This is a genomic window from Catenuloplanes japonicus (genome assembly GCF_000717135.1).
Taxonomy (GTDB): Bacteria; Actinomycetota; Actinomycetes; order Mycobacteriales; family Micromonosporaceae; genus Catenuloplanes; species Catenuloplanes japonicus.
In genome coordinates this window covers 86563-110382 of sequence record NZ_JNXY01000019.1, presented here as the reverse complement: position 1 = coordinate 110382, position 23820 = coordinate 86563, and the positions used below count along the sequence as shown (strand labels likewise).

General features: G+C 70.9%; 16 protein-coding genes and 1 tRNA gene. 11 read left to right on the top strand and 6 right to left on the bottom strand.

Going from position 1 to position 23820, the window contains the following annotated elements; translation table 11 throughout:
- Positions 1 to 71 precede the first annotated feature (71 nt).
- Positions 72 to 2870 (top strand): Hsp70 family protein, encoded by a 2799-nt coding sequence (locus OP04_RS25655; protein ID WP_033342389.1) that lies wholly within the window; start codon positions 72 to 74, stop codon positions 2868 to 2870.
- A 463-nt stretch (positions 2871 to 3333) separates the two neighbouring features.
- On the opposite strand, the gene OP04_RS50100 is transcribed toward OP04_RS25655, so the two are convergent.
- The 5 genes from OP04_RS50100 to OP04_RS25630 are packed head-to-tail and all read right to left on the bottom strand — an operon-like array spanning position 3334 to position 8478.
- Positions 3334 to 4143: a hypothetical protein gene (locus OP04_RS50100; protein WP_051798979.1), complete on the bottom strand. Its 810-nt coding sequence runs from the start codon at positions 4141 to 4143 to the stop codon at positions 3334 to 3336.
- An 8-nt stretch (positions 4144 to 4151) separates the two neighbouring features.
- Positions 4152 to 5024, bottom strand: coding sequence for a carbohydrate ABC transporter permease (locus tag OP04_RS25645; RefSeq protein ID WP_033342388.1), 873 nt, complete (start codon positions 5022 to 5024; stop codon positions 4152 to 4154).
- Positions 5021 to 6010 carry a carbohydrate ABC transporter permease gene (locus OP04_RS25640; protein ID WP_033342387.1) on the bottom strand — a complete coding sequence of 330 codons (990 nt, stop codon included), beginning with the start codon at positions 6008 to 6010 and terminating at the stop codon, positions 5021 to 5023. Before OP04_RS25640 ends, OP04_RS25645 begins: the two co-directional genes overlap by 4 nt.
- A 12-nt stretch (positions 6011 to 6022) precedes the next feature.
- Entirely contained in the window at positions 6023 to 7372 is a 1350-nt protein-coding gene (locus tag OP04_RS25635) for an ABC transporter substrate-binding protein (protein ID WP_033342386.1), read from the bottom strand.
- Positions 7373 to 7392: 20 nt separating this feature from the next.
- Positions 7393 to 8478: a LacI family DNA-binding transcriptional regulator gene (locus OP04_RS25630; RefSeq protein ID WP_033342385.1), complete on the bottom strand. Its 1086-nt coding sequence runs from the start codon at positions 8476 to 8478 to the stop codon at positions 7393 to 7395.
- 295 nt (positions 8479 to 8773) lie between these two features.
- On the opposite strand from OP04_RS25630, the gene uxaC reads away from it, so the two are divergent.
- The 6 genes from uxaC (at position 8774) to OP04_RS25600 (ending at position 17286) form a co-directional block, all read left to right on the top strand.
- Entirely contained in the window at positions 8774 to 10189 is a 1416-nt protein-coding gene (uxaC, locus tag OP04_RS25625; protein ID WP_232323738.1) for a glucuronate isomerase, read from the top strand.
- A complete protein-coding gene (locus tag OP04_RS25620) occupies positions 10186 to 11499 on the top strand; it encodes an enolase C-terminal domain-like protein (protein WP_033342383.1) in 1314 nt (437 codons plus the stop codon). The genes uxaC and OP04_RS25620 overlap by 4 nt, the downstream gene beginning before the upstream one ends.
- Complete coding sequence (locus OP04_RS25615; protein WP_033342382.1) at positions 11496 to 12989, top strand: mannitol dehydrogenase family protein; 1494 nt, start codon at positions 11496 to 11498, stop codon at positions 12987 to 12989. Before OP04_RS25620 ends, OP04_RS25615 begins: the two co-directional genes overlap by 4 nt.
- Positions 12986 to 14149 carry a Gfo/Idh/MocA family protein gene (locus OP04_RS25610; RefSeq protein WP_033342381.1) on the top strand — a complete coding sequence of 388 codons (1164 nt, stop codon included), beginning with the start codon at positions 12986 to 12988 and terminating at the stop codon, positions 14147 to 14149. The genes OP04_RS25615 and OP04_RS25610 overlap by 4 nt, the downstream gene beginning before the upstream one ends.
- Before the next feature lie 180 nt (positions 14150 to 14329).
- Complete coding sequence (locus OP04_RS25605; protein ID WP_033342380.1) at positions 14330 to 15646, top strand: pectate lyase family protein; 1317 nt, start codon at positions 14330 to 14332, stop codon at positions 15644 to 15646.
- A gap of 68 nt (positions 15647 to 15714) precedes the next feature.
- Positions 15715 to 17286: a pectate lyase family protein gene (locus OP04_RS25600; RefSeq protein WP_085066760.1), complete on the top strand. Its 1572-nt coding sequence runs from the start codon at positions 15715 to 15717 to the stop codon at positions 17284 to 17286.
- Between the two features lie 374 nt (positions 17287 to 17660).
- On the opposite strand, the gene OP04_RS25595 is transcribed toward OP04_RS25600, so the two are convergent.
- Positions 17661 to 18746 (bottom strand): ABC transporter ATP-binding protein, encoded by a 1086-nt coding sequence (locus tag OP04_RS25595; protein WP_033342379.1) that lies wholly within the window; start codon positions 18744 to 18746, stop codon positions 17661 to 17663.
- Positions 18747 to 19040: 294 nt separating this feature from the next.
- Here OP04_RS25595 and OP04_RS25590 point away from each other — a divergent pair.
- From OP04_RS25590 to OP04_RS25580, 4 genes are all read left to right on the top strand, one after another.
- A tRNA-Thr gene (locus OP04_RS25590) sits at positions 19041 to 19117 on the top strand.
- A gap of 96 nt (positions 19118 to 19213) precedes the next feature.
- Positions 19214 to 19357: a hypothetical protein gene (locus OP04_RS53600; protein ID WP_157240327.1), complete on the top strand. Its 144-nt coding sequence runs from the start codon at positions 19214 to 19216 to the stop codon at positions 19355 to 19357.
- Between the two features lie 113 nt (positions 19358 to 19470).
- Complete coding sequence (locus OP04_RS50095) at positions 19471 to 20517, top strand: sensor histidine kinase (protein ID WP_157240325.1); 1047 nt, start codon at positions 19471 to 19473, stop codon at positions 20515 to 20517.
- Between the two features lie 67 nt (positions 20518 to 20584).
- Complete coding sequence (locus OP04_RS25580; RefSeq protein ID WP_157240323.1) at positions 20585 to 23797, top strand: S8 family serine peptidase; 3213 nt, start codon at positions 20585 to 20587, stop codon at positions 23795 to 23797.
- The last annotated feature ends 23 nt before the right edge of the window (positions 23798 to 23820 follow it).

Here is a 23820-nt window from a genome sequence, read left to right as displayed (position 1 = left end):
GGGTTTTTTCCGGGCCGCTACCATGCGAGGCTGATCTCCCGGCCACCCGGGAGGTGGCGAGGGAGCGCGGCATGAGGCAGGACGGCCCGTACGGGCTGGGTGTCGATCTCGGCACGTCCAACACGGTCGCCGTGTTGCACACGCCGGACGGCCGCACCCGTCCGCTGCTCTTCGACGGGCAGCCGATCATGCCGTCCGGGGTCTACCTGGACGCGCAGGGCCGGCTGCACGTCGGGCGGGACGCACAACGCCTCGCGCAGGCCGACCCGGCCCGCTACGAGCCGAACCCGAAGCGCCGCATCGACGAGAGCACGGTGCTGCTCGGCGACCGCGAGGTGCCGGTCGTCGACCTGCTGGCGGCCGTGCTCGGCGCGGTCGCCCGAGCCGCGGTCGAGACGGTCGGCTTCCTGCCGCCGGCCATGCTCACCCACCCGGCCGCGTGGGGCCCGGTCCGGCGGAACGTGCTGGCCGAGGCCGTGGCACGGGCCGGCTGGCCACCGGCCGGCGTCCCGTCCGGCACCCGTTTCACGCCGGAGCCGGTCGCGGCCGCCCGCTACTTCGCCGAGGTGCTCAGCCGGCCGGTGCCGGTCGGCTCCTCGCTGGCGGTCTTCGACTTCGGCGGCGGCACGCTGGACGTCGCGGTGGTCCGCAACGACGGCATCGGCCCGGCCGGCCGCCCGAGCTTCTCGGTGGTCAGCTCCGGCGGCGTCGCCGACCTCGGCGGCCTGGACCTGGACGCCGTGCTGGTCGACCACGTCGGACGCCTGATCACCACGTCCGCCGCGCAGTCCACGCCGGACGGCCCGACCCAGCGGCTGGACCTGGCCGCGGCGCAGGCCTGGCAGGCGCTGATGCAGCCGTCCACGGTGACCCAGTGGCGTAACCGCCGTCAGTTCTGGGACGACGTGCGCGGCGCCAAGGAGATGCTGTCCCGGGCGATGGTCGCGCCGATCGCGGTGCCCGGCGTCGAGCACGCGGTGCACCTGACCCGCGAGGAGCTGGAGCAGCTCGTCACGCCGCTGCTGCGACGCGGCGTGCACGAGACGGCCGGCGTGATCCGCGCCGCCGGCGTCAACCCGAACCAGCTGGCCGGTCTCTTCCTGGTCGGCGGCTCGTCCCGGGTCCCGATGATCGGCCGCCTCCTCCACTCCGATCTGCACATCCCGCCCACCGTCCTGGAGCAGCCGGAACTCCCGGTCGCCGAGGGCGCGCTGGCCGAGCTGCTCTCCACCACGCTGCCCGCCTCCACCGCGCACCCCGCGGCGGCGCCACCGGTCTCCGGCCCGCCGGTCTCCGGACCACCGGTCTCGGCCGCGCCGGTCTCACCCGGCGTCACCCCGATGTCCGGCCCGCCCGTCTCCGGTCCTCCGGTCTCCGGGCCGCCGACCTACGGTCCCCCGGTCTCCGGGTCTCCGGTCTACGGCGCACCGGCCGCCGCGCCGCGGTCCAGGCGCCCGCTGCTGGTGGCCGGTCTGGCCGGCGTGGTAGTGCTCGCGCTGATGGTCACGGCCGGTCTCGTCGTCTACCGGCAGTGGACCCGGGACGCGCCGGTCACGTTCCAGACGATGACCGAGGGGACGCTGCTGCCGGCGATCGGCGACAAACCGGACAGCTACGTGTCCAACTTCTACACCACGACCGTCGGGGACCGGGCCTACGTGGCGGCGCAGCGCAGCGACAAGACGCTGGAGATCACCGGCGTCGACCTCGGCACGGGCAAGGAGGCCTGGCGTCAGGTCACCGGCGAGAAGACGTCGTCGTCGGCCTGGACCGGGATCTACGCGACTGACCGCTACGTGATCGCGGACGGCGACACGATCGGCGACGACCCGCGTCCGCTGGTGGTCTACAACAGCGCCGGCAAGCGCCTCTGGGACCGCAAGCTGAAGTACGGCGACCAGCTGGCCATCTTCAACGACGTCCTGATGCTCATAGAGGACGACACGCGCCGGCTGCTCGGGCTGCGCCTCACGGACGGCAACGAGGAATGGTCCTACGAGGTGCCGAAGGGCGAGTCCTCCGGCGAGGCCTTCCGGATCGTGTGGATGAGCTCGCCCGGGGACCTCAGCGGCCCGGCCGCCGCGGGTGGCCGCCCGCTCGGCTGGAACGCGGACGCGCCGCAGCGGTTCGTGCTGGTCAGCGCGGACCAGCGGGCCCGGGTGATCAACGTGGGTGACGGCTCGATCGTCTCCGAGCGGCCGGTCCCGCTCGAATCTTCCGACCTGGGTACCAGCCTGGGCGTGCAACTGGTGGCCGACGCCGAGCACCTCTACGTCGGCACGACCAGCAACGGCTACCGGATCGACGCGTACGACCTGGACACGTCCGCGGACCCGGTGGTGGTGCACAACGGTGGCCCGGAGCGGAAGCTGCAGACGCTCATACCGTGCGGCGAGAGCCGGATCTGCCTGGTGGACGCCGGCGCCGCGAACGACAGCGAGGAGGTCGCCGCGATCGAGATCGCGGACGGGCGCGGCGAGCCGGCGTGGCGGGAGCCCGCGCCGGGCGTGACCGCGGCGATCAACCCCGGTGCGATCGTCGCGACCGGCCGCGGGCTGCTGGTGTGGCGCAAGGGCGAGAACGACACCTATCGGACCACGCTGTTCGACGACGGTGGCAAGAAGGTCTTCGACGTGGACGGCGTCGGCGCGCGCGTCAACTCGCGCAGCTTCCTGCTCTTCGGCCTGGTGCCGTCCGGCTCCACCGCGGAGAGCGTCGGGCTGTCCGGCCTGGTCGACACCGCCACCGACCCGCAGCAGATCGGCACGCTGGTCGAGGCGCGGCTGGGCAGCTGCTCGTGGAGCCAGGTCGCGATCGTCTGCGGCAGCGGCAACAACGGCTTCCGCATCCAGCGGTTCGCGAAGGGCTGACCGACGCCTGCGACCGTGGGGCATCGCCGCAAGCCGACCGGCTTGCTGGCCTTTCGGTGCCAGCGTGAGGCCACGGTCTCGGCCTATGGGCCGCTATTTTACGAAATTTCGGGCACGGAGTGCCCGATTGATCGCGGCGGATCCGGACCTCGACGCCGATAGCCGACCGGGCCAGCCCGTTGAGTTGCTGGTCGAGCGCCACGATGCCGATAGCCGGCCGGGCTGGGCTGTCGAATTGCTGGGATGCCGCCGTGGCGTCGGGGCCAATCCGTCGAGTTGCCGGGGGCGAACGCCGTGGCGTCGATAGCTGGCCGGGCCAGTCTGTCGAGTTGCCGGGGGCGAATATCGTGGCGTCGATAGCTGGCCGGGCCAGTCTGTCGAGTTGCCGGAGGCGGACGTCGCGGCGTCGATAGCTGGCCGGGCCACGCCGTCGAATTACCGGGGCGAACGCCGCGGGGCGGGATCAACCGAGGCGGCGGCGGACGACGTGCAGCGCGAGCAGCGTGTAGCCGGCCAGGATCGGGACCAGGATGGCCTGGAGCAGGTATCCGAGGCCGATGGTGAACGCCATGATCCCGGTGCTCGCGGCCAGCACCGCGGGCCGCGCCGCGACGAGACGCGCGGCGTCGCGAACTGCCGTGCGCCAGCCTGCGCCGTCCTGCCGGAACGGCTCGCCTCCGGACGTTGCCGGCTCACCGTCCGAGCGGTCCCGTCCACCGTCGAGGCGGTCCAGGCCGCCGCGAGACCGGGCCGGCTCACCGTCTGAGTGGTCCGGGCCGGCGCCGGACCGGGCCGGCCTGGCGTCTGAGCGGTCCATTTCGGTACCGGCGTGGGTCGGCTCGGCTCCGGCGCGGCCGAACTCGACGACCACCATGCCCGCGAAGCCCGCGAGGACCAGGCCGAGCAGCGCGGTCGCCCAGATCAGCGGTCGGCCGCCGGGGACCAGGCCGGTGCCGAGCGCGTGGATGTTCAGCCGGAGCAGCGCGGCGGCCGCGATCGTGATGAGCAGTGGCGGGAGGCCGGGGAGGATGCCGCGGGCGAAGGTGCGCGCTGACACCCGTACCCCCGGAAAGCGCTCTTGATCTGTCCACTGCGCGATCGCGGTGGACGCGGCGCCGATGGCGGCACCGGCGGTGACGACGGGGAGCGCGGCGAGCGTCATCAGGATCCCGGCCAGGGCCAGGTCGGTGGCGTCGCGGAGCGTGTCCCGCCAGTCGCGTGCGGCCGGCGACCGGGGGAGGATGTCGGTCGCGCGCGACTGGCGGTTGTCCACGGGAGTTCCTAACCTTTCAGGCCGCTGGTGTTGATGCCCTCGACCAGCATCCGCTGGAACGCGACGAAGAAGAGGAACACCGGTACGAGCGAGAGCACGGACATGGCGAACATCGCGCCGAGCGAGCTCTGCCCGGTCGAGTCGATGAACAGGCGCAGCGCGATCGGGACCGTGTAGTCCTCCAGTTCGTTCAGGTAGACCAGCTGGGTGAAGAAGTCGTTCCAGGTCCAGATGAACGAGAAGATCGCGGTCGTGACCAGTGCGGGCCTGCTCAGCGGCAGGATCACGTGCCAGAACACGCCGTACGGCGAGCAGCCGTCGATCGTGGCCGCCTCGTCCAGATCACGGGGGATGCCCCGCATGAACTGGACCATGAGGAAGACGAAGAACGCCTCCGTGGCCAGCGCCTTCGGCACGATCAGCGGCAGCAGCGGGGTGTCGATCCAGCCCAGCGTGTTGAACACGATGTACTGCGGGATGATCAGCACGTCGCCGGGGAGCAGCAGCGTACCGATCATGATGGCGAAGAAGAACCCGCGCGCCGGGAACCGCAGGCGGGCGAACGCATACGCCGCGATCAGGCAGGACACGCCGTTGGCGACCACCGTGAGCAGTGCGATCACGGTGCTGTTGATGAAGAACCGGGTGAAGCTGACGTCGAAGCTGTTCCACCCCGCGGTGTAGTGCGAGGGCGTGAACTCGGTCGGCAGCACGGAGATGTTGCTGGCGATCTCCGCGTCCGACTTGAACGACGAGCCGATCACCCAGGCCAGCGGGTAGAGCACCAGGAGCAGCCCGGCGATCAGCACGATCAGCCGGACGGCCTGCCCGGCGGAGAACCGGCTCCTCCGGACGGCGACGTGACGGGCCACGGTCGTCATCGGTCCTCCCCATCGGCGTAGTGCACCCAGAACCGGCCGGTGCTGAACAGGACCACGGTCAGGATGCCGATCGCCAGCAGGAACACCCACGCGAGCGCGGACGCGTAACCCATGTCGAATTCGGTGAAGCCGCGCTTGTAGAGGTAGAGCGTGTAGAGCAGCGTCGAGTCGACCGGGCCGCCGTTGCCGTTGCTGATCACGAACGCGGACGTGAAGCTCTGGAACCCGCGGATCGTCTCCAGCACCAGGTTGAAGAAGAGCACCGGGGAGAGCATCGGCATGGTGACGTGCCAGAACTGCCGCCACGGGCTCGCGCCGTCGACGGACGCGGCCTCGTAGAGCTCGACCGGCACCTGCTTGAGCCCGGCCAGGAAGATCACCATGGGCGCGCCGAACTGCCAGATGCCGAGGATGATCAGCGTGCCGAGCGCGTAGTCCGGGTCGTTGACCCAGGCCTTGCCGGTGATCCCGAAGAAGCTCAGGAACTCGTTGACCGCGCCGTCACCGGCGAAGAGCGCGCTCCACACCAGCGCCAGCGCCACGCTGCCGCCGAGCAGCGACGGCAGGTAGAACAGGCCGCGGAACAGCCCGACGCCGCGCCAGGCGCGGTTGAGCAGCAGCGCCACCGCGAGCGCGGCCGCGAGCTTGAGCGGCACCATGACCAGCGCGTAGACCAGTGTGACCAGGACCGAGCGGACGAACGACGGGTCGTTCGTGAACATGGTGACGTAGTTCTCGAGCCCGATCCACTCGACGTCCTCCCAGGTGGAGAAGACCGAGTAGTCGGTGAAGCTGAGGTAGAGCGACAGCAGCATCGGGATGGCGGTGATGCCCATCAGGCCGAGCAGCCAGGGGGACAGGAATACGTATCCGGCCACGCCCTCCCGATGACGCCCGCTGCCGGACCCCCGCCGCTTGCGCGCGGCGGGGGAACGGCGACCGGGGTGCTCGGGGACGACCTGGGCGGATGCCGTGGTCAATGCCACGAGCGAGCCTCCTTACGCCAGCTTGCTCTTGGCCTGGGTGATGAAGTCCTGTGCGGCCTGGGCCGGTGTGGCCTTGCCGTACTGGACCGTCTCCGCGATGGTCACCAGCAGCGTGCGGACCGCGGCGTGGCCCTTCGGCGGTGGCGTCGGCGCGGCGCCGAACTTGGGCGTGATCTCGGTTTCGAAGGTGAGCGACGTCTTCTGGTTCACGTCCGTGAGCGTCGCCTCGACCTCCTTGCGCAGGTCCAGGTTGGGCGTGATGCCGCGCTCGATGCCGAGCGTCTTCGCGGCGGCCGCGTCGTTGACGAAGTAGTTGATCACGTCGGCGACCACGTCCGGGTGCTTGGTCTTGGCCGAACCGGACCAGTACATGGACGCGCGCGCCCACTGGCCCTTCGGGTCACCCGGGTACGCCATCAGGCCGAGCTGGTCCTTGGTGCTCTTGGACAGCGCGGAGAGCTGGTTCGACCAGACCCAGCTGGTGGCGGCCTTGCCGGTGACGACGAGCTGCTTGCTGGCGTCCGAGCTGTTGCCCTCGTGGATCACGTCCGCGGTCGGGGTGGCGCCGGAGTCACGCGCGCCCTTCCACAGCTCGAACCACGCGGTCAGGTCCTCGGCCGTGAAGCCGAGCTCCTTGCCGTTGTAGAACTCCTTGCCCTGCTGGCGCAGCCACACCCAGAGCGCCTTGTAGTCCGCGCTCGGGTCCATCGTGCCGGGCAGCCGGCCGCCGGACTTGGTGCTCACGTCCTTCGCCCAGGCGATGAACGCTTCCCAGGTGATGCCGGTGGCCGGCTCCGCGACGCCCAGCTCGGCCAGCTTGGTCTTGTTGTAGATCAGGCCGGGCGTGTTCTCCGCGAGCGCGACGCCGGCCTGCTTCTCCTCGACCACGCCGTACTTGGCGAGGCTCTCCGGGAACTTGGTCAGATCAAGGGACTTGTCCTCGACGTACGGCGTGAGGTCCAGCGTGACCTTCCGCTCGGCCAGCTCGGAGAGCATGTTGTCGTCGAGCTGGAAGATGTCCGGCGCGTTCCCGCCGGCCGCCTGCGTGGAGAGCTTGTCCAGGTAGCCCTGGTTGCCCTGGAACGTGCTCACGAACGTCACGTTCGGGTGGGCGTCGTGGTAGGCCGCGAGCACCTTCTTGGTGGTCTCGGCGCGCGAGTCGTCGCCCCACCAGAACACGCTGAGCTCGACCGGAGCGTTCGGGTCGGAGCTGCCGCCGTCGTCGTTTCCGCAGGCGGCGGCGCCGAATATGAGGGGAAGCGCGACCGCTGTCGCGGCCAGGCCGCGAAGAACACGACCATATCCAGGGGTACGGTGAGAGCGCGCGGACAGCGCGTTCTCCGGATGTGTGGCGGGGTGCATTTCTGCGCTCACTCCTTGGGCTAGGAGGCGACAACTTCCGGGATCGGCGCGACCGCGCCGCCCGGGTCCGCAGTGCCATGCGGGCCCGGGCCCGTGGAGTCGCGTATGACCAATTGGGTCTGCAGCGTTACCTGTGCGGTGGTGCGGCGGTCGTCGACGGGAACGGTCCCGGTGGCGCCGCGTCCGACGCGGCCCGGCCAGGAGCCGTCCTGTTGCAGGAGCATGTCGACGGCCGCCCGTCCGGCGGCCCCCGCGGGGGTGGCCACCGTCGTCAATTTGGGCCGGGTCAGCCGGCTGATCGTGATGTCGTCGATGCCGACGACGCTCACCTCGGCCGGGACCGCGATGCCGAGCGAGTCGAGTCCCTCGATGAGGCCGATCGCCATCAGGTCGTTGTAGGTGAGCACGGCGGTCACCTCGGCGCGCCGCACCTGCTCGGCCATGGTCTGGCCACCGCGCTCGGTCGGCGGGTTCGGCCCGAGCACGGTCAGCTCGGCGTTGCCGGCGCGGGCCGCGGTGGTGGCGGAGCGGCGGATCTCCCGGCTGGTCCAGGAGCCGCGCGGGCCGGAGAGGAGCGCGATGTCGCGGTGGCCGAGTGAGATCAGGTGCTCGATCGCGAGGCGTGCGCCCTGGCCGACGTCCATCACCACCGAGGGCAGGCCGGTGACCTGCCGGTTGATGACGACCAGCGGGACCTCGCGGGACAGTTGCTCGATCAGGCTGTTGCTCATGCGCGGGCTGCAGAGCAGGATGCCGTCCACCTGCTTGGCGAGCGCGTGGACCAGCTCCTCCTCGGCGGCGGGATCCTCGTTCGTGTCGGTCACGAAGATGTGGTAATCGCGCTGGCGGGCCTGGCTCTCCGCCGCCTTGATCAGCGGGGGGAAGAACGGGTTCGCGATGTCGGCGACGATCAGGCCCATGTTGTGGGTGCGGCCGGTGATCAGCGCGCGGGCCGCTCGGTTGGGGCGGTAGCCCAGCGTCTCCGCGCACGCGAGCACGCGACTGCGCGTGTCCGGATTGACCAGGTGCGGCGCCGAGAAGGTCCGCGAGACGGTGGAGATGTGCACCCCCGAGGCTCGGGCAACGTCTCGGATCGTGGCTGGCACGCGAACCCCTTCGTCGATGTCGATGCTGTGGCCGTCGTCACTTGGTCGGCCAATTAATGCAAACGGTTGTGCTCATGTCAATGGATGTTTGTTGCGGAAACATTGCGGAAGCGCTCCCATATGGATCATCTTGCCGGGCAAAATGGGGCAAAGTAGCCTTCTTTGTGTTCGGCCGTTGACGGACAGCTACCGCTCATGGTTTCTTCGCTGCAAACCTTTGCAGTTATGGGAGGCGATCCCTGCTCCGCCCCGACCGCCCACCCTGGCCCGAGTGAACCAACCTTCTAGGAGCCTCGTGTCCGACCTCCTCCTCCCCGCCGAGCCGAGCCAGCGCGGGATCGCCCGCGAGCTGTACGCGCTGGCGGCCGAACAGCCGATCATCTCGCCGCACGGCCACGTGGACCCCGGCCTGCTCGCGGACGACTCGCCGTTCCCGGACCCGGCCCGGCTGATCATCGTGCCCGACCACTACGTCACCCGGATGCTGCTCAGCCAGGGCATTCCGCCGTCCGAGCTGGGCGTGCCCACGCGCGACGGCACGGCGTTCGAGCAGGACGGGCGGACGATCTGGCGGCGGTTCGCGGCACAGTGGCACCTCTTCCGCGGCACGCCGTCGCGGTTCTGGCTCGAGCAGACGTTCGCCTCCGTGTTCGGCGTGACCGACCGGTTCGGCCCGGACACCGCGGACGCGGTCTACGACCAGATCTCCGCCCGGCTGGCCACGCCGGAGTTCCGTCCGCGCGCGCTGTTCGAACGTTTCAACATCGAGGTGCTGGCCACCACGGAGTCGCCGCTGGACGACCTGGCCCGGCACGCACGGCTCGCGGAGGACGGCTGGGGCGGGCCCGGCGGGCGGGTGATCACCACGTTCCGGCCGGACAACGTGGTGGACATGGAGTTCGAGGGCTGGGCCGGCAACGTCGCGAAGCTCGGCGAGATCACCGGCGAGGACACCGGGACGTACCGCGGCTACCTCCGCGCGCTGGAGGCCCGGCGCCGGGACTTCATCGCGGCCGGCGCGACCAGCACCGACCACGGGCACCTGACCGCGCGCACGCTGCTGCTCACGGCATCGGAGGCGGCCGCGCTGTTCGCGCGCGGCCTGGCGGGCACGGCCACGGCCGAGGACGCGGAGGCGTTCCGGGCGCACATGCTGGTCGAGATGGCCCGGATGTCCATCGAGGACGGCCTGGTCATGCAGCTGCACCCCGGCGCGTTCCGGAATCACAACCGGTGGCTCTACGACCGGCACGGCCGGGACGTGGGTGGCGACATCCCGCACGCGGTCGAGTTCGTGCACGGGCTGAAGCCGCTGCTGGACGCGTACGGCAACGACCCGCGGCTGCGGCTGGTGCTGTTCACGCTGGACGAGGACGTGTTCACCCGCGAGCTGGCGCCGCTGGCCGGCGGCTACGCCGCGCTCTACCTCGGCGCGCCCTGGTGGTTCCTGGACTCGCCCGAGGTGATGCGCCGGTTCCGCGAGGCGGTCACCGAGACGGCCGGCTTCTACAACACGGCCGGGTTCATCGACGACACGCGCGCGTTCTGCTCGATCCCGGTGCGGCACGACGTGGCCCGCCGCATCGACGCCGGATACCTGGCAAGGCTGGTCGCGGAGCACCGGCTGCCGCTCGACGAGGCGGCCGAGACGATCGTCGACCTGGCCTACCGGCTGCCCAAGAAGATCTTCAAAATCGGAGAGAAGCTGTGACCACCATTCTCACGGTCGAGGTGCACGACGTGCGGTTCCCCACGTCGGACTCGGCGGACGGTTCCGACGCGATCAACCGCGGCGACTACTCGGCGACCTATGTGGAGCTGCGTACGGACACGCCGCACGTCGGGGCGGGCTTCACGTTCACCAACGGGCGCGGCAACGAGATCACGGTCGCCGCGGTCCGGGCGCTGTCCCGGCACGTCGCCGGGAAGACGCTGGAGGAGATCGTCGCGGAGCCGGTGACGTTCTGGCGGTCGCTCTCCGCGGACGTGCAGCTGCGCTGGCTCGGGCCGGAGAAGGGCGTCATCCACATGGCGACCGGCGCGCTGGTCAACGCGGTGTGGGACCTGCGGGCCAAGGTCGAGGGCAAGCCGCTGTGGCGCCTGCTCGCGGAGATGCCGACCGAGGAGCTGGTCCGGTCGATCGACTTCCACCACATCACGGACGCGATCACGCCGGACGAGGCGGCCGCGATCCTGGACAAGGGCCGGGTCGGGCTGGACGAGCGGCTGGCTTTCGTCGCGCAGGAGGGCTTTCCGTCGTACACCACGTCGGTCGGCTGGCTCGGCTACCCGGACGAGAAGGTGCGCGCGCTCAGCCGGGCCGCGTTCCAGGAGGGCTGGCGCGCGGTCAAGATGAAGGTCGGCGGCCCGATCGAGGACGACGTGCGCCGGGCCCGGATCATCCGCGAGGAGGTCGGTCCGGAGACGCTGCTGATGATGGACGCGAACCAGGTCTGGGACGTCGACGAGGCGATCGCGAACATGGCGCGGCTGGCCGAGTTCGACCCGTACTGGATCGAGGAGCCGACGCACGCGGACGACATCCTCGGGCACGCGCGCATCCAGCGGGCCGTGGCGCCGATCCGTGTCGCGACCGGCGAGGTGGCGGCGAACCGGGTCATCTTCAAGCAGCTGCTGCAGGCCGAGGCGATCGGCGTCATGCAGATCGACGCGTGCCGGGTCGGCGGCGTCAACGAGGTGCTGTCCGAGATCCTGCTGGCCGCGAAGTTCGGCGTGCCGGTCTGCCCGCACGCGGGCGGCGTCGGCCTCTGCGAGTACGTGCAGCACCTGGCGATCTTCGACTACCTGCGGGTGAGCGCGTCCCTGGACGGCCGGATGGTGGAGTACGTCGACCACCTGCACGAGCACTTCATCGACCCGGTCACCACGCGGGAGGGAAAGTACCTGCTGCCGGAGCAGCCCGGGTACAGCGCCTCGATGAAGCCGGAGTCGGTCGCGGACTACAGCTTCCCGGACGGGCCGATCTGGAGCGCCCGGCTCGCGGACGGGGTGGACGCATGACCAGCACGGTCAGCACCACGCGGCTCGGGCTGGGCGCGATCGCCGCGCTGCCGATCGAGAGCCGGCCGCTGATCCGGCCGGACGAGATCAGGCCCGGCATCGTGCACCTCGGGCTCGGCGCGTTCCACCGTGCCCACCAGGCGGTCTACACCGAGGAGGCGATCTCGGCGGGTGGCGGGGACTGGGGCATCATCGGCGTGGCGCCGCGCAGCACCGGCGTCTACGACCGGCTCCGCGCGCAGGACAACCTGTTCAGCGTGACCACGCTGGGGGCGCACACGTCCCGTACCCGCGTGATCGGCTCTTTGTCGGGGGTGCGGCACGCGGCGAGTGACCCGGCCGCGATCGTGGCGCTGCTGGCCGACCCCGCGATCCGGGTGGTGACGCTGACCGTGACGGAGAAGGCGTACCAGCTGGACCCGGTCACCGGCGAGCTGCTCGCGGACGAGGCGGTGACGGCGGACCTGACCACGGACCGGCCGCCGCAGACCGTGCCCGGCCTGCTCATCCGCGGACTGCTGGCGCGCGCGGCCGCGGACGCGGGACCGCTGACGCTGCTCAGCTGCGACAACCTGCCGTCGAACGGGCGGCGCACGCACGGGCTGATCGGCGCCGGGCTGGCCTTCGGCGGGTTCTCCGGCGCGCAGGCCGACTGGGTGCACCACAACGTCACGTTCCCGAACTCGATGGTCGACCGGATCGTGCCCGCCTCCACGCCGGAGACGCTGGCCACGGCGGCGCGCGCGCTCGGGATGGAGGACCAGGCGGCGCTCGCGGCCGAGCCGTACACCCAGTGGGTGATCGAGGACCGGTTTCCCGGCGGGCGGCCGTCCTGGGAGCAGGCCGGCGCGATCATGACGGACGACGCGGGGCAGTGGGAGCGGCTGAAGCTGCGCACGCTCAACGGCGTGCACTCCGCGCTCGCCTACCTGGGCGCACTGGCCGGCAAGGAGACCGTCGCGGAGGCGCTGGCACTGCCAGGCATGCAGGGTACGCTGCGGAAACTCATCGCCGAGGACATCGCGGAGAGCTTCCGGCCGCCGGAGGGCGTCTCGATCATCGGGTACGGCGACGACGTGCTGGCCCGGTTCGCGAACCCGGTGATCCTGTACCGGACGCACCAGGTGGCGATGGACGGCTCGCAGAAACTGCCGCAGCGGCTCCTGCACACGATCCTCGATCTGCGGACCGCCAAGCGGGACGCACGGTGGGCGACGCTGGCGGTCGCCGCGTGGATGCGGTTCGTGCAGGGCACGGCGGACGACGGCACCGCGCTGCCGCTGAACGACCCGCTGGCCGACCGGATCCGGACCGCGCTCGCGGACACCTCGTCCGAGCCGTCCGCGGTGGTGGACGCGCTGCTGCAGATCGACTCCGTCTTCCCGGCCGCGCTGGTCGCGGACGACGAGGTGCGCGCGTCGATCACGTCCTGGCTGACCGGCCTGACCCGGCACGGCGCGCTCGCCACCATCGAGGCGGCCGGGACATGAAGCGCGTCGCGCTGATCGGCGCGAGCGGGCACGGGCTCTCGCACCGCCGCAACCTCGCCCGGCTGGCCCGCGCCGGCCGGATCGAGATCGCGGCGTTCGCGGACCCGCGCCCGCCCGTACCGGCCGAGGACGCGCCGATCGACCCGGCCACCCGGATCTTCACCGGCCACGCGGAGATGCTGCGCGAGGTCCGGCCGGACGTGGTGGTGATCTGCACGCCGCCGCACACGCACCGGGAGATCGCCACGGACGCGCTGGAGTCCGGCGCGGACGTGCTGCTGGAGAAGCCGCCGCTGCTGTCGCTGGCCGAGCACCGTGCGCTGAGCGCCGTGGTCGCCCGCACCGGCCGGGCGCTGCAGATCGGCTTCCAGGCGCTCGGCTCGGCCGCGCTGGCGGAGCTGCGGCAGGCGATCGCGGACGGGCGGCTCGGCGAGATCACCGGCATCGCCGCGATCGCGTCCTGGCGGCGTCCGGACGCGTACTACCAGCGGTCCCCGTGGGCCGGGCGGCGCACCGTGAACGGACGCCCGACGCTGGACGGCGCGATCGCGAACCCGCAGGCCCACGCGCTGATGCAGGCGCTGGCGCTGGCGCCGGACCCGATCCCGGTCGGCGTGGAGCTGGAGCGGTACCGGACCCGGCCGATCGAGGTGGACGACACCGCGAGCCTGCGCGTGCGGTTCGCGGACGGGCCGCCGGTGGTGATGGCCGTGACGCTCTGCGGCGAGGACTTCATCCCGGGCGAGGTGATCGTGCACGGCACGCACGGCCGGGCCGTGCTCGAATATCCGACCGACCGGCTGCAGCTACCCGGCGACGACGCGCCCCGGCACGTGCCAGGGCGCCGTGACCTGCTGGAGAACCTGATCGACACGCCGGACCGGCTGATCGTGCCGCTGGCCCGGACCGCACCGTTCACCGCGGTGCTGGAGGTGCTCCAGGACGCGCCGGCGCCGCACCCGATCGACGCCGCGCTGGTCGACTCCGTGGGCACGCCGCCGGACCGGATGCACGTGATCCGCGGCGTGAACGCGGCGCTGCGGGCCGCGGCGGAACGGCCCGGACTGCTCTGGGAGGACGGCGTCGGATGGGCCCGGCCTCCGTTCGAGGCATCGATTCACAGGACTTCCCTGCAAACCGGCGGAAAGGCGGCGCGCTAGATATCGGACAGAGTCGTCCACAATCCGGCGAATGCTCGCCGGGCGTAACGACCTGCCATTTTCCGGTGCAACATTCCTGCATATCGACGTCATTGACTCTCATTGGCGTAAATCTCTACGTTGAGCCTAGATGTTTCGCGTTCATGAACGCACTCGTGTGGCGATCACGTGGAGAGATCAATGACGAAACGCTTGACCGCGGCCACCGTCGCGGGACTGCTCCTGATCACGCTGCCCTCGGCGGCACAGGCCGGGGGCAGGGTCGATCTCGGCAGGCAGACGCTGCCGGCGAACGACGGCTGGGCCGCGGCCGGACCGGGCACCACCGGCGGCAGCACGGCCGACGACGCGCACGTCTTCACCGTCCGCAGCCGGGCCGAACTGGTCACGGCGCTCGGCGGCGACAATGCGACGAACAAGACGAATTCCACGCCGAAAATCATCTATGTGGCCGACGACATCGACGGTTTCGAGGCGGCCGACGGATCGCTGCTGGACTGCGCCGATCTGGCCGATCCGGCGTACTCCCTGGATGCCTTTCTGGCGTTTTACGACCCGGCGGTCTGGGGGTGGGTCAACCCGTCCGGCGACCTTGAGGCGGCGCGGGTGCGCTCGGTGTCCCGGCAGGCCGCGCAGACCCAGATCAACATCGGGCCGAACACCACGATCGTGGGCCGGCACGGCGCGACGCTGAGCGGCCTGACGCTGATGGCCGACGGCGCCAGCAACACGATCATCCGGAACCTGTCGGTCCAGGACGCGCGGGACTGCTTCCCGGCCTGGTCGCCCACGGACGGCGAGCTCGGTAACTGGAACTCGAACTACGACCTGATCTCCGTGCGGCGCAGCGAGAACGTGTGGGTCGACCACACCACGTTCTCCGACGGCGACAACCTCGACACGGACCAGCCGGTCTACTTCGGACGGCCGTACCAGGTATACGACGGCGCGCTGGACATCACGCACACGTCCAGCTACGTCACCGCGTCGTGGAACGTGTTCACCGACCATGACAAGACCATGCTGATCGGCTCGTCGAACACGGTCGGCCCGGACGTCGGCCGGCTCAAGGTGACGATCCACCACAACCTGTTCGACGGCAGCATCCAGCGCCTGCCTCGCGTGCGGTTCGGGCAGGTCGACGTCTACAACAACTACTACCGGTCGTCCGGCGAGACGTTCGACTACGCGTGGGGCGTCGGCGTGCAGTCCGCGATCTACGCGGAGAACAACTACTTCCGGCTGTACGACGACCTGCGGCCGGACGCGATCATTCACGACTGGGGCGGCACCGCGATCACCGAGCGCGGCACCGTGACCCGGACCGGCAACCGCGCCGAGGTCGCGACCAGCGCGCTCGACGCCTACAACGCCTCGCACGACCCGGACCTCGGTGCCGACGCCGGCTGGACGCCCGTGCTGCGGGCCGCTCCGGCGCTGCCGGCCACGGACGTTCCCGGCGTCGTCGGCTCCTCGGCCGGCGCCGGGAGGATCTAGCGCCCCCACGGCCCGGTTTCCCCGCCGGCTCCACGGGGGAACCGGGCACGACCCACAAGGAGATCCGCATGCGACGTGTCGCCCACACGATCGCCCTGTCCGCCGTCGTCGCGCTGTTCCTGGCCACCGCCTCGGCCGCGCGCGCCGACTCGCTGCTCACCGACACCTTCGAGGACGGCAACTCCAACGGCTGGTCCAAGTCCGGCGGCAGTTGGTCCGTGGTCACGGACGGCTCGCTCGTCTACCGGCAGTCCGGGACCAGCGCGGACGCGCGCACGTACACCGGGACCGCGTCCTGGACGGACTACTCCGTCCGGGCCCGGGTCAAGCCGACCGGGTTCAACGGCAGCGGCCGTACGGCCGGCGTCACCGCGCGCGTGCAGAGCGGCAGCGCCTACTACGGGCTCGCGCTCTCCAACGCCGGGCGCGTCGAGCTGCTCAAACGCTCCGGCGGCGAGCCGATCACACTGGCCGTTGCTGCGACCTCTGTCAGCATCGGGACCTGGTACACGCTGACGCTCGAGGCCGCGGGCAGCACGCTGCGCGGCTATCTGAACGGCACGCAGGTCGTCACGGCCGTGGACGGCACGTTCGCCTCGGGGCGGGCCGGGCTCGCCACGTCGTACGCGTCCGCGAGCTTCGACGACTTCTCGGTCTCCACCGGGACGGTCGTCGAGCCGACCACACCACCGACGCTGCCGCCGACCGGCCCGCCCACCGATCCGGGCGCGCCGCCGCTCGGCTTCGCCTCCGTGAACGCGCTGGGCCAGAGCGGCACCACCGGCGGCGCGGCCGGGCCCACGGTCACGGTCGGGACCGCGGCCGACTTCCTCACCGCGATCGCGACGCCGGGACCGCTGACCGTGCGGGTGAGCGGCGTGCTCACGCTGCCCGGCCCGATGCACGACGTGACCAGCGACAAGACCATCGTCGGCGTGGGCACGGCGTCCGGGCTGACCGGTGGCGGGCTCAACGTCGGGCTGCCGGTCTCCTCCGCCACGACGCCGCCGGCGGACGCGGTGCACAACGTGATCATCCGGAACCTGAACTTCACCGGGACGCCGGACGACGCGATCAACGTGCAGATGTTCTCCCATCACGTGTGGATCGACCACAACGACCTCTCCGACGGGTACGACGGACTGATCGACATCAAGCGCGGCGCGTCCTACGTCACCGTCTCCTGGAACCACACGCACGACCACACGAAGAACATGCTGCTCGGGCACGACGACAGCAACGGCGCACAGGACATCGGCTACTTGAAGGTGACTTATCACCACAACTGGTTCGACCGGACGCCGCAGCGCAACCCGCGCGTCCGCTTCGGGGAGCCGGTGCACGTGGTCAACAACTACTTCGTCTACAACACGGACGTCGGCGTGGCCTGCCAGGCGAACGCGGGCTGCGTGATCGAGGGCAACTACTTCGAGGACGTCGAGGAGCCGGTCAGCAACAGCTACGCCGGACCGTCCGGCCGGTGCGTGGCCCGCAACAACGTGTTCGCCGGCGAGTCCGGCGCGCCGGTGTGCAGCGGCAGCGTGCAGGAGCCGAGCACGTACTACAGCCTCCCGGTCGAGGACCCGAACGGCATCAAGGCCGCGGTCACGGCCGGCGCGGGGACGTTCAACCTGTCCTGACCGACGACGTGGCCCCGGACGGCCGGCAGAACCGTCCGCGGGTCGCCGGCCCCCGGCGGTGGGCAGACACCCCGGGGGCCGAAGGACCTCGGCCGACCGGCCTGTGCCGGCCGGTCGAAGGAGGCGGGCAGGGGCGGTGCCGCCACACCACCGCCCCTGCCTTTGCCCTCGGGCCTGTCCAGCGCACGCGACGCCTGACGGAGCTCTTGCCTTTGACCGTGCGACGCGGGACCGGCAGGGAGGAGCGCCGGCGACGACCGGTGCCCGCGGGAGCAACGCTGCCGGACCACGGCGTAAGTGGGTAAATCTGCTTTTGATGCAGTCAGGGGCGGCCCCCTCTCGGGAGCCGCCCCTGACTTATGCGCTTCTGGAGATCAGATGCGGTCGGTGGTCTGCGCGTTGAACAGGTGGATCTTGTCCGGACGCGGCTTCACGTAGATCGTCTCGCCCATGTTGGGCATGTGACGACGGTCGGTGCGGACCACGAAGCGCTCGGAGGTGCCACCGATCTCGGCGTGGCCGTAGACGTTGGCGTCGGAGCCGAGGTCCTCGACCAGCTCGACCACGATCGGCAGGCCACCCTCGCTGGCGGCGACGATGTCCGTGTCCTCGGGGCGGAAGCCGACGGTGACCTTGTCGCCACCGGTGCGCGCGGCCTCGATCTGCTCGCGGGTCAGCGGGAGCACGATGCCGGCGAAGTCGGCGCCGCCGTCGACCAGCGAGACGGTCTTGAGGTTCATGGCGGGGGAGCCCATGAAGCCGGCGACGAACACGTTCTTCGGGGTGTCGTAGAGCGCGCGGGGCGTGTCGACCTGCTGCAGGTTGCCGTCCAGCATGACCGCGACCCGGTGGCCCATGGTCATGGCCTCGACCTGGTCGTGGGTGACGTAGACCGTGGTGATGCCGAGCTTCGCCTGGAGGCTGGCGATCTGCGAACGGGTCTGGACGCGGAGCTTGGCGTCAAGGTTCGACAGCGGCTCGTCCATGAGGAAGACCTGCGGCTCACGCACGATGGCGCGGCCCATGGCGACACGCTGGCGCTGACCGCCGGAGAGCGCCTTCGGCTTGCGGGAGAGGTATTCCTCCAGCTGGAGCAGGCCGGCGGCCTCCTTGACGCGGCGGTCGATCTCCGCCTTGGAGGTCTTGCGCAGCTTGAGCGCGAAGGCCATGTTCTCGTACACCGACATGTGCGGGTAGAGCGCGTAGTTCTGGAAGACCATCGCGATGTCGCGCGCCTTCGGCGGGAGGTGCGTGACGTCGCGGCCGTCGATCAGGATCTGACCGCCGTCGACGTCCTCCAGGCCGGCGAGCATGCGCAGCGAGGTGGACTTTCCGCAGCCGGAGGGGCCGACGAGGACGAGGAACTCGCCGTCCGCGATGTCGAGCTGGAGCTCGTTGACCGCGGGACGCTCGGTGCCCGGGTAGACACGGGACGCCTTTGCGTAGGTAACAGTAGCCATGGTGAGGCCAGCTTCCTTTCACCGGCAGGAACGTGCCGGACGATCCGAGTGAAGAGGAGCGAGTCGATGTCTCCACCGACCCTTGGATGATCTCCGATGTGCCTGGCGGCGCGCCGGATGTCACCCGTGTCACGCCACCGTAAACGCGTTCGTGACCTCTGCCAAGGGCTTGCCGCGCGATCGGTCACGAACCTTAGGGACGAAAGCCCCTAAATGGTACGGCGAGCAGGTAAAGCTCAGCGGTGGCGTTCCTACCCCGGCGGACGCAGTGGCTATGCTGACGGGGCACGCCCCGCCTCCTTAGCTCAGATGGCCAGAGCACTCGCCTTGTAAGCGAGCGGTCGTCGGTTCGAATCCGACAGGGGGCTCCACGATTCCGAGCGTTCTCCCAGGTGCGAAGTGGTCACTCCTCGCGCCCGTCTACCGAACTGTGGGTGAGTGCGCCCCCTCGACGGAAGGCCGGAGACATGAGCGAGCCCGCACCCAAGATCCTTGACCGTCGCCGCCTCTTCACCGTCGCCAGCGGCGCGGCGCTGCTCGGCAGCCTCGGCCTGGCCTCCGCCGCACGGGCCGCCGGCCCCCGACCCGCGCCGAAGGCCGACAAGCCCTGAGCCGCACGTAGGGCGGGGCAGATTCGCGCTGGGTGCGACAGGGGTACCCACTGGGCGCACGCTCGCTCCCCGCGTCCGGTAAGAATGAGCGCTTGCCGGAGAAGGTGGGGATCATGGTGCGGCGGTGGTTGCCGGTCGCGGTGGCGCTGGTCCTCACGGTCGCGCTGCTGATCGCGCGGGCCGGCTGGTGGCAGGGCGTCCTGATCGTGGCGCTCGGCACCGCCACGGCCTGGCTGGCGCCGAGCGCGGCCGAGGGCCGCCGGGTCGCACGCGAGTTCCGCCAGGTGACGACGGATGCGCGCCGCCAGCAGCAGGCCGCGGACCAGCGACGCCGCGAGGCGGAGGAGCGCCGCACCGAGGCCGAGGACGCCCGCACCGAGGCCGAGGACGCCCGCGCCGAGGCGGAGGCCGCACGCGAGCGGGCCGAGGCGGACCGCCGCGACGCGGACGCGGCCCGGGAGGCGGCCGACGAGGCCCGCGAGGCGGCCGACGAACGCGCCATGATCGGCCCGGAGATGCACGACCTGGTCAGCCATGCGGTCGGCGTGATGGTGGTGCTGGCCGAGGGCGGCACGGCCGCGGCGGAGAACCGGCCCCAGGCGGCCGCGCGCGCGTTCGACACGATCGCCGGCACCGGTCGCCGCACGCTCGCGGAGCTCGGCGACATGCTCAGCGTGCTCCGCAACGACATCGAGCCTGGCCAGCGCGCGACGCCCGGCCTGGCCGAGTTGCCGGAGCTGGTGCGCATCATGCGCGCGGCCGGCATGGCGCTGACCATGGTCGTGCCGGACGGCGTGCGGCTCGGCCGCCGGGAGGGCCTCGCGGTCTACCGCGTGGTGCAGGAGTCGCTGACGAACGCGCTCAACCACGCGCCGGGCCAGCCGGTCGAGGTGCGGCTCGCGGTCGAGGGCGCGCGGCTGGTCGCCACCGTGAGCAATCCGGTCCCGCCGCGTCGCGGTCCGGCACCGCAGGCGGGGCACGGTGTGCGGTCCATGCGGGAGCGGGCCGCGAGCGTGCGGGGTGAGCTGTCCGCGGCCGAGGACGACAACCGCTGGCAGGTGCGGTTGTCCGTGCCGGTGGAGAAGCCCCCGGCGAAGCAGGCCGGCAAACCCCGGAAATCAGACAAGAACGGCAGCAAGGGTACGGGACGAAAGCGCTGATATATCGCAGGCGTTAAGTCTCGGCATCAATCGGACAATTACCCACAAACGCTTATAGCCTGCCCCTGTGCTGCGCAAACTCGTTACTACGCTGCTGGTCATCGGCCTGTCCGGGCCCGTGCTGCCGGCCCCCGCGCTCGCCGCGCCGATCGCCGGGAAACCCAAGTCCTCACCCGTCGCCACGCTCGGCGCCGACGACGCCGGCCGGCTCGCCGACGCGCGGGCCAGCGGCCGGGAGTCGGTCACCGTGCTGGTCGCCACCGGCCCGGGTGCCGCCCGCGGGGTCGCGGACCACGTGGTCCGGCTCGGCGGTTCCGTCTCCCGCGTCGCCGACCGGATCGGATACGTGCACGCCCGCGTGCCCACCACCGCGGTCCTGGACGCGGCCCGGATCGACGGCGTCGACGCGCTCGACCTCGACTACGCGGTCCAGCGCCCGGACCCGGCCGAGGGACTGTCCGGCGGCGCGACCGCGCGCGAGGCCTACGCCGGGCCCGGCCCGTCCACACCCGCGGACAACCCCTACCTGCCGACCGCGGAGACCGGTGCGGTGAGATTCGTCGCGGAGCACCCGGAGTACGACGGCCGCGGCATCACCATCGGGATCATGGACTCCGGCGTGGACGTCGACCATCCCGCGCTGCAGAAGACCACCACCGGCGAACGCAAGATCGTGGACTCGTTCACCGCGACCGACCCGCTTGAGGACGCCACCTGGGTGCGGATGAACACCACCGTGACCGGCCCGGAGTTCACGGCCGGCAAGGCACGCTTCGCGGCGCCGGACGGCGACTGGACGTTCGGCTGGTTCTACGAGGACATCACGAAGACCAGCGAGCCGGCCGGCGACGTCAACCGCGACGGCGACACCACGGACGCGTTCGGCGTGCTCTACGACCCGAAGTCGCACGACGTCCGGGTGGACGCGGACCAGGACAAGAGCTTCACGGACGAGGCCGTCATGCGGCCTTACCGCGAAAAATACGACATCGGGCATTTCGGGGTAGACGACCCGAAGACCGAGGTGATCGACCGGATGGCGTTCGTCGTGGAGTTCCGCGAGGACGTGGCGGTCTCCGGGGGCACGTCCGACTACGTCAACATCGGCATCCTGGAGAGCGAGCACGGCACGCACGTCGCGGGCATCGCGGCCGGCAACGACCTGCTCGGCAACACCGCGTTCGACGGCGCGGCACCCGGCGCGAAGATCGTCTCCGGGCGGGCCTGCACGTGGGGCGGCTCCTGCACGTACGCGGCGCTGACCGACGGCATCGTGGACATGGTCGAGAACCGGCACGTCGACATCATCAACATGTCGATCGGCGGCCTCGGCGCGCTCAACGACGGCCGCAACGCCTGGGTGCTGCTCTACGACCGGCTGATCCGCGACTACGGCGTGCAGATGTTCATCTCGGCCGGCAACTCCGGGCCGGGCCTGAACACGACCGGCGACCCGTCCACCGCGTCCGAGGTGGTCTCGGTCGGCTCCACGATCAGCCGGGAGACGTGGGCGGCCGACTACGGCTCGACGGTCACGGCCGCGTACTCGATGCACGCGTTCTCGTCACGCGGCCCCCGCGAGGACGGCGGGCTCAAGCCGGACCTGGTCGCACCGGGCGCGGCGATCTCCAGCGTGCCGACCTGGCAGGCCGGGGCGCCGGTCGCGCAGGCCGGATACACGCTGCCGGCCGGGTACGCGATGCTGCAGGGCACGTCGATGTCGTCCCCGCAGGCGACCGGCGCGGCGACGCTGCTGCTCTCCGCGGCACGCAAGCTGGACCGTGGCATCACGCCGGCCCAGCTGCGGCGCGCGCTCTACACCTCGGCGGCGTACCTGCCGAGTGCGAAGACGTTCGCCCAGGGCTACGGCCTGATCGACGTACCCGCGGCGTGGAAGGTGTTGTCCGAAGACCCGGAGACGCGTTCCTACACGTCGGTCGCGCCGGTGTGCACCGCGCTGTCCGACCTGATCGGCTCCGGTGACGTGCCGTCGCCCGGCCTGGGCGCCGGCATCTACAACCGGTGCGCGGCCGGGGAGGGCGGCCAGCGGCCCGGCGAGTGGAAGCCCTACCCGGTCACGATCACCCGGAACTCCGGGCCCGCGCACGGGATCACGCACCGGCTCGGCTGGATCGGCAACGACGGCACGTTCGAGGCGGACCGGACCGTGGTGCTGCCGCTGCGCAAGCCGGTCACGATCACGGTCGGCGCGCGGCCCGGCGCGGGCGCGCACAGCGCGATCCTGACCGTCGACGACCCGCAGACCGCGGTGGTCGACTTCGAGGTGTTCGGGACCGTGATCGCGGCCGCGCCGGTCACCGTGCCCGGCCACGCGTTCACCGCGGACGGGCGGATCGAGCGGAACTCGTCCCGGTCCTACTTCGTCGAGGTGCCGGAGGGTGCACAGGCGTTGCAGGTGAACCTGTCCGGGCTGGCCGCGGGCTCGCAGACGCGGTTCGTGGCCATCGACCCGTACGGCGTGCCCGCGGACCCGACCGCCACCACCGGCTGCTACCCGAACTTCGAGCCGGTCTCGCCGTGCGCCGGCATCGAGCGTGACTACCGCAAGCCGCTGTCCGGCGTGTGGGAGATCGAGGTCGAGTCGCGCCGGACCACGCCGATGCTGGTCAACCCGTACAGGATCACGGCCTCGGTGCAGGGCGTCGACGTGTCGCCGTCCGAGACCGCGCTCGGCCCGGTCGCGGTCGGCGTGAAGAAGCCGCTCAGCTGGGACCTGAAGAACCGGTTCGGCCCGGTCCGGATCGTGGCCCAGGGCGGCCCGCTGGGCAGCCTCTCGACCCGCCGTCCGACGCTGAAGAACGGCGACTCCGCCGAATATTCGGTGACCGTCCCGGCCGGTGCCAAACGCCTGGACGTCAAGATCGGTGGCACCAGCGACACCAGCGCGGACCTGGACCTGAACGTCTACCTCGGCAAGTCGACCACGCCGATCGCGACCTCGGCCGGCGGCGACGCGGAGGAATCGGTCTCGATCGACTCGCCCGCCGCGGGCACGTACCGCGTGGTGGTCCAGGCCTACTCGGTCCCGGCCGGCTCGACCGCGTTCGACTACCGCGACGCCTACTATTCGGCCACGCTCGGCTCCATGGCCGTCCCCGGCGACGTCGTCCGCCTGGAGGAGAACGGCACCGCCAAGGTCAAGGGCACGCTGACGGTCTCGTCCGAGGTCACCGGCGACCGCACGATCACCGGCGAAATGTCGGTCATCACGGATATGGGCGCGATCGTCGGCACCGCGTCCGTCTCCGTCGGCCCTTGACAAAACCCAAAAGATCAAAGGCC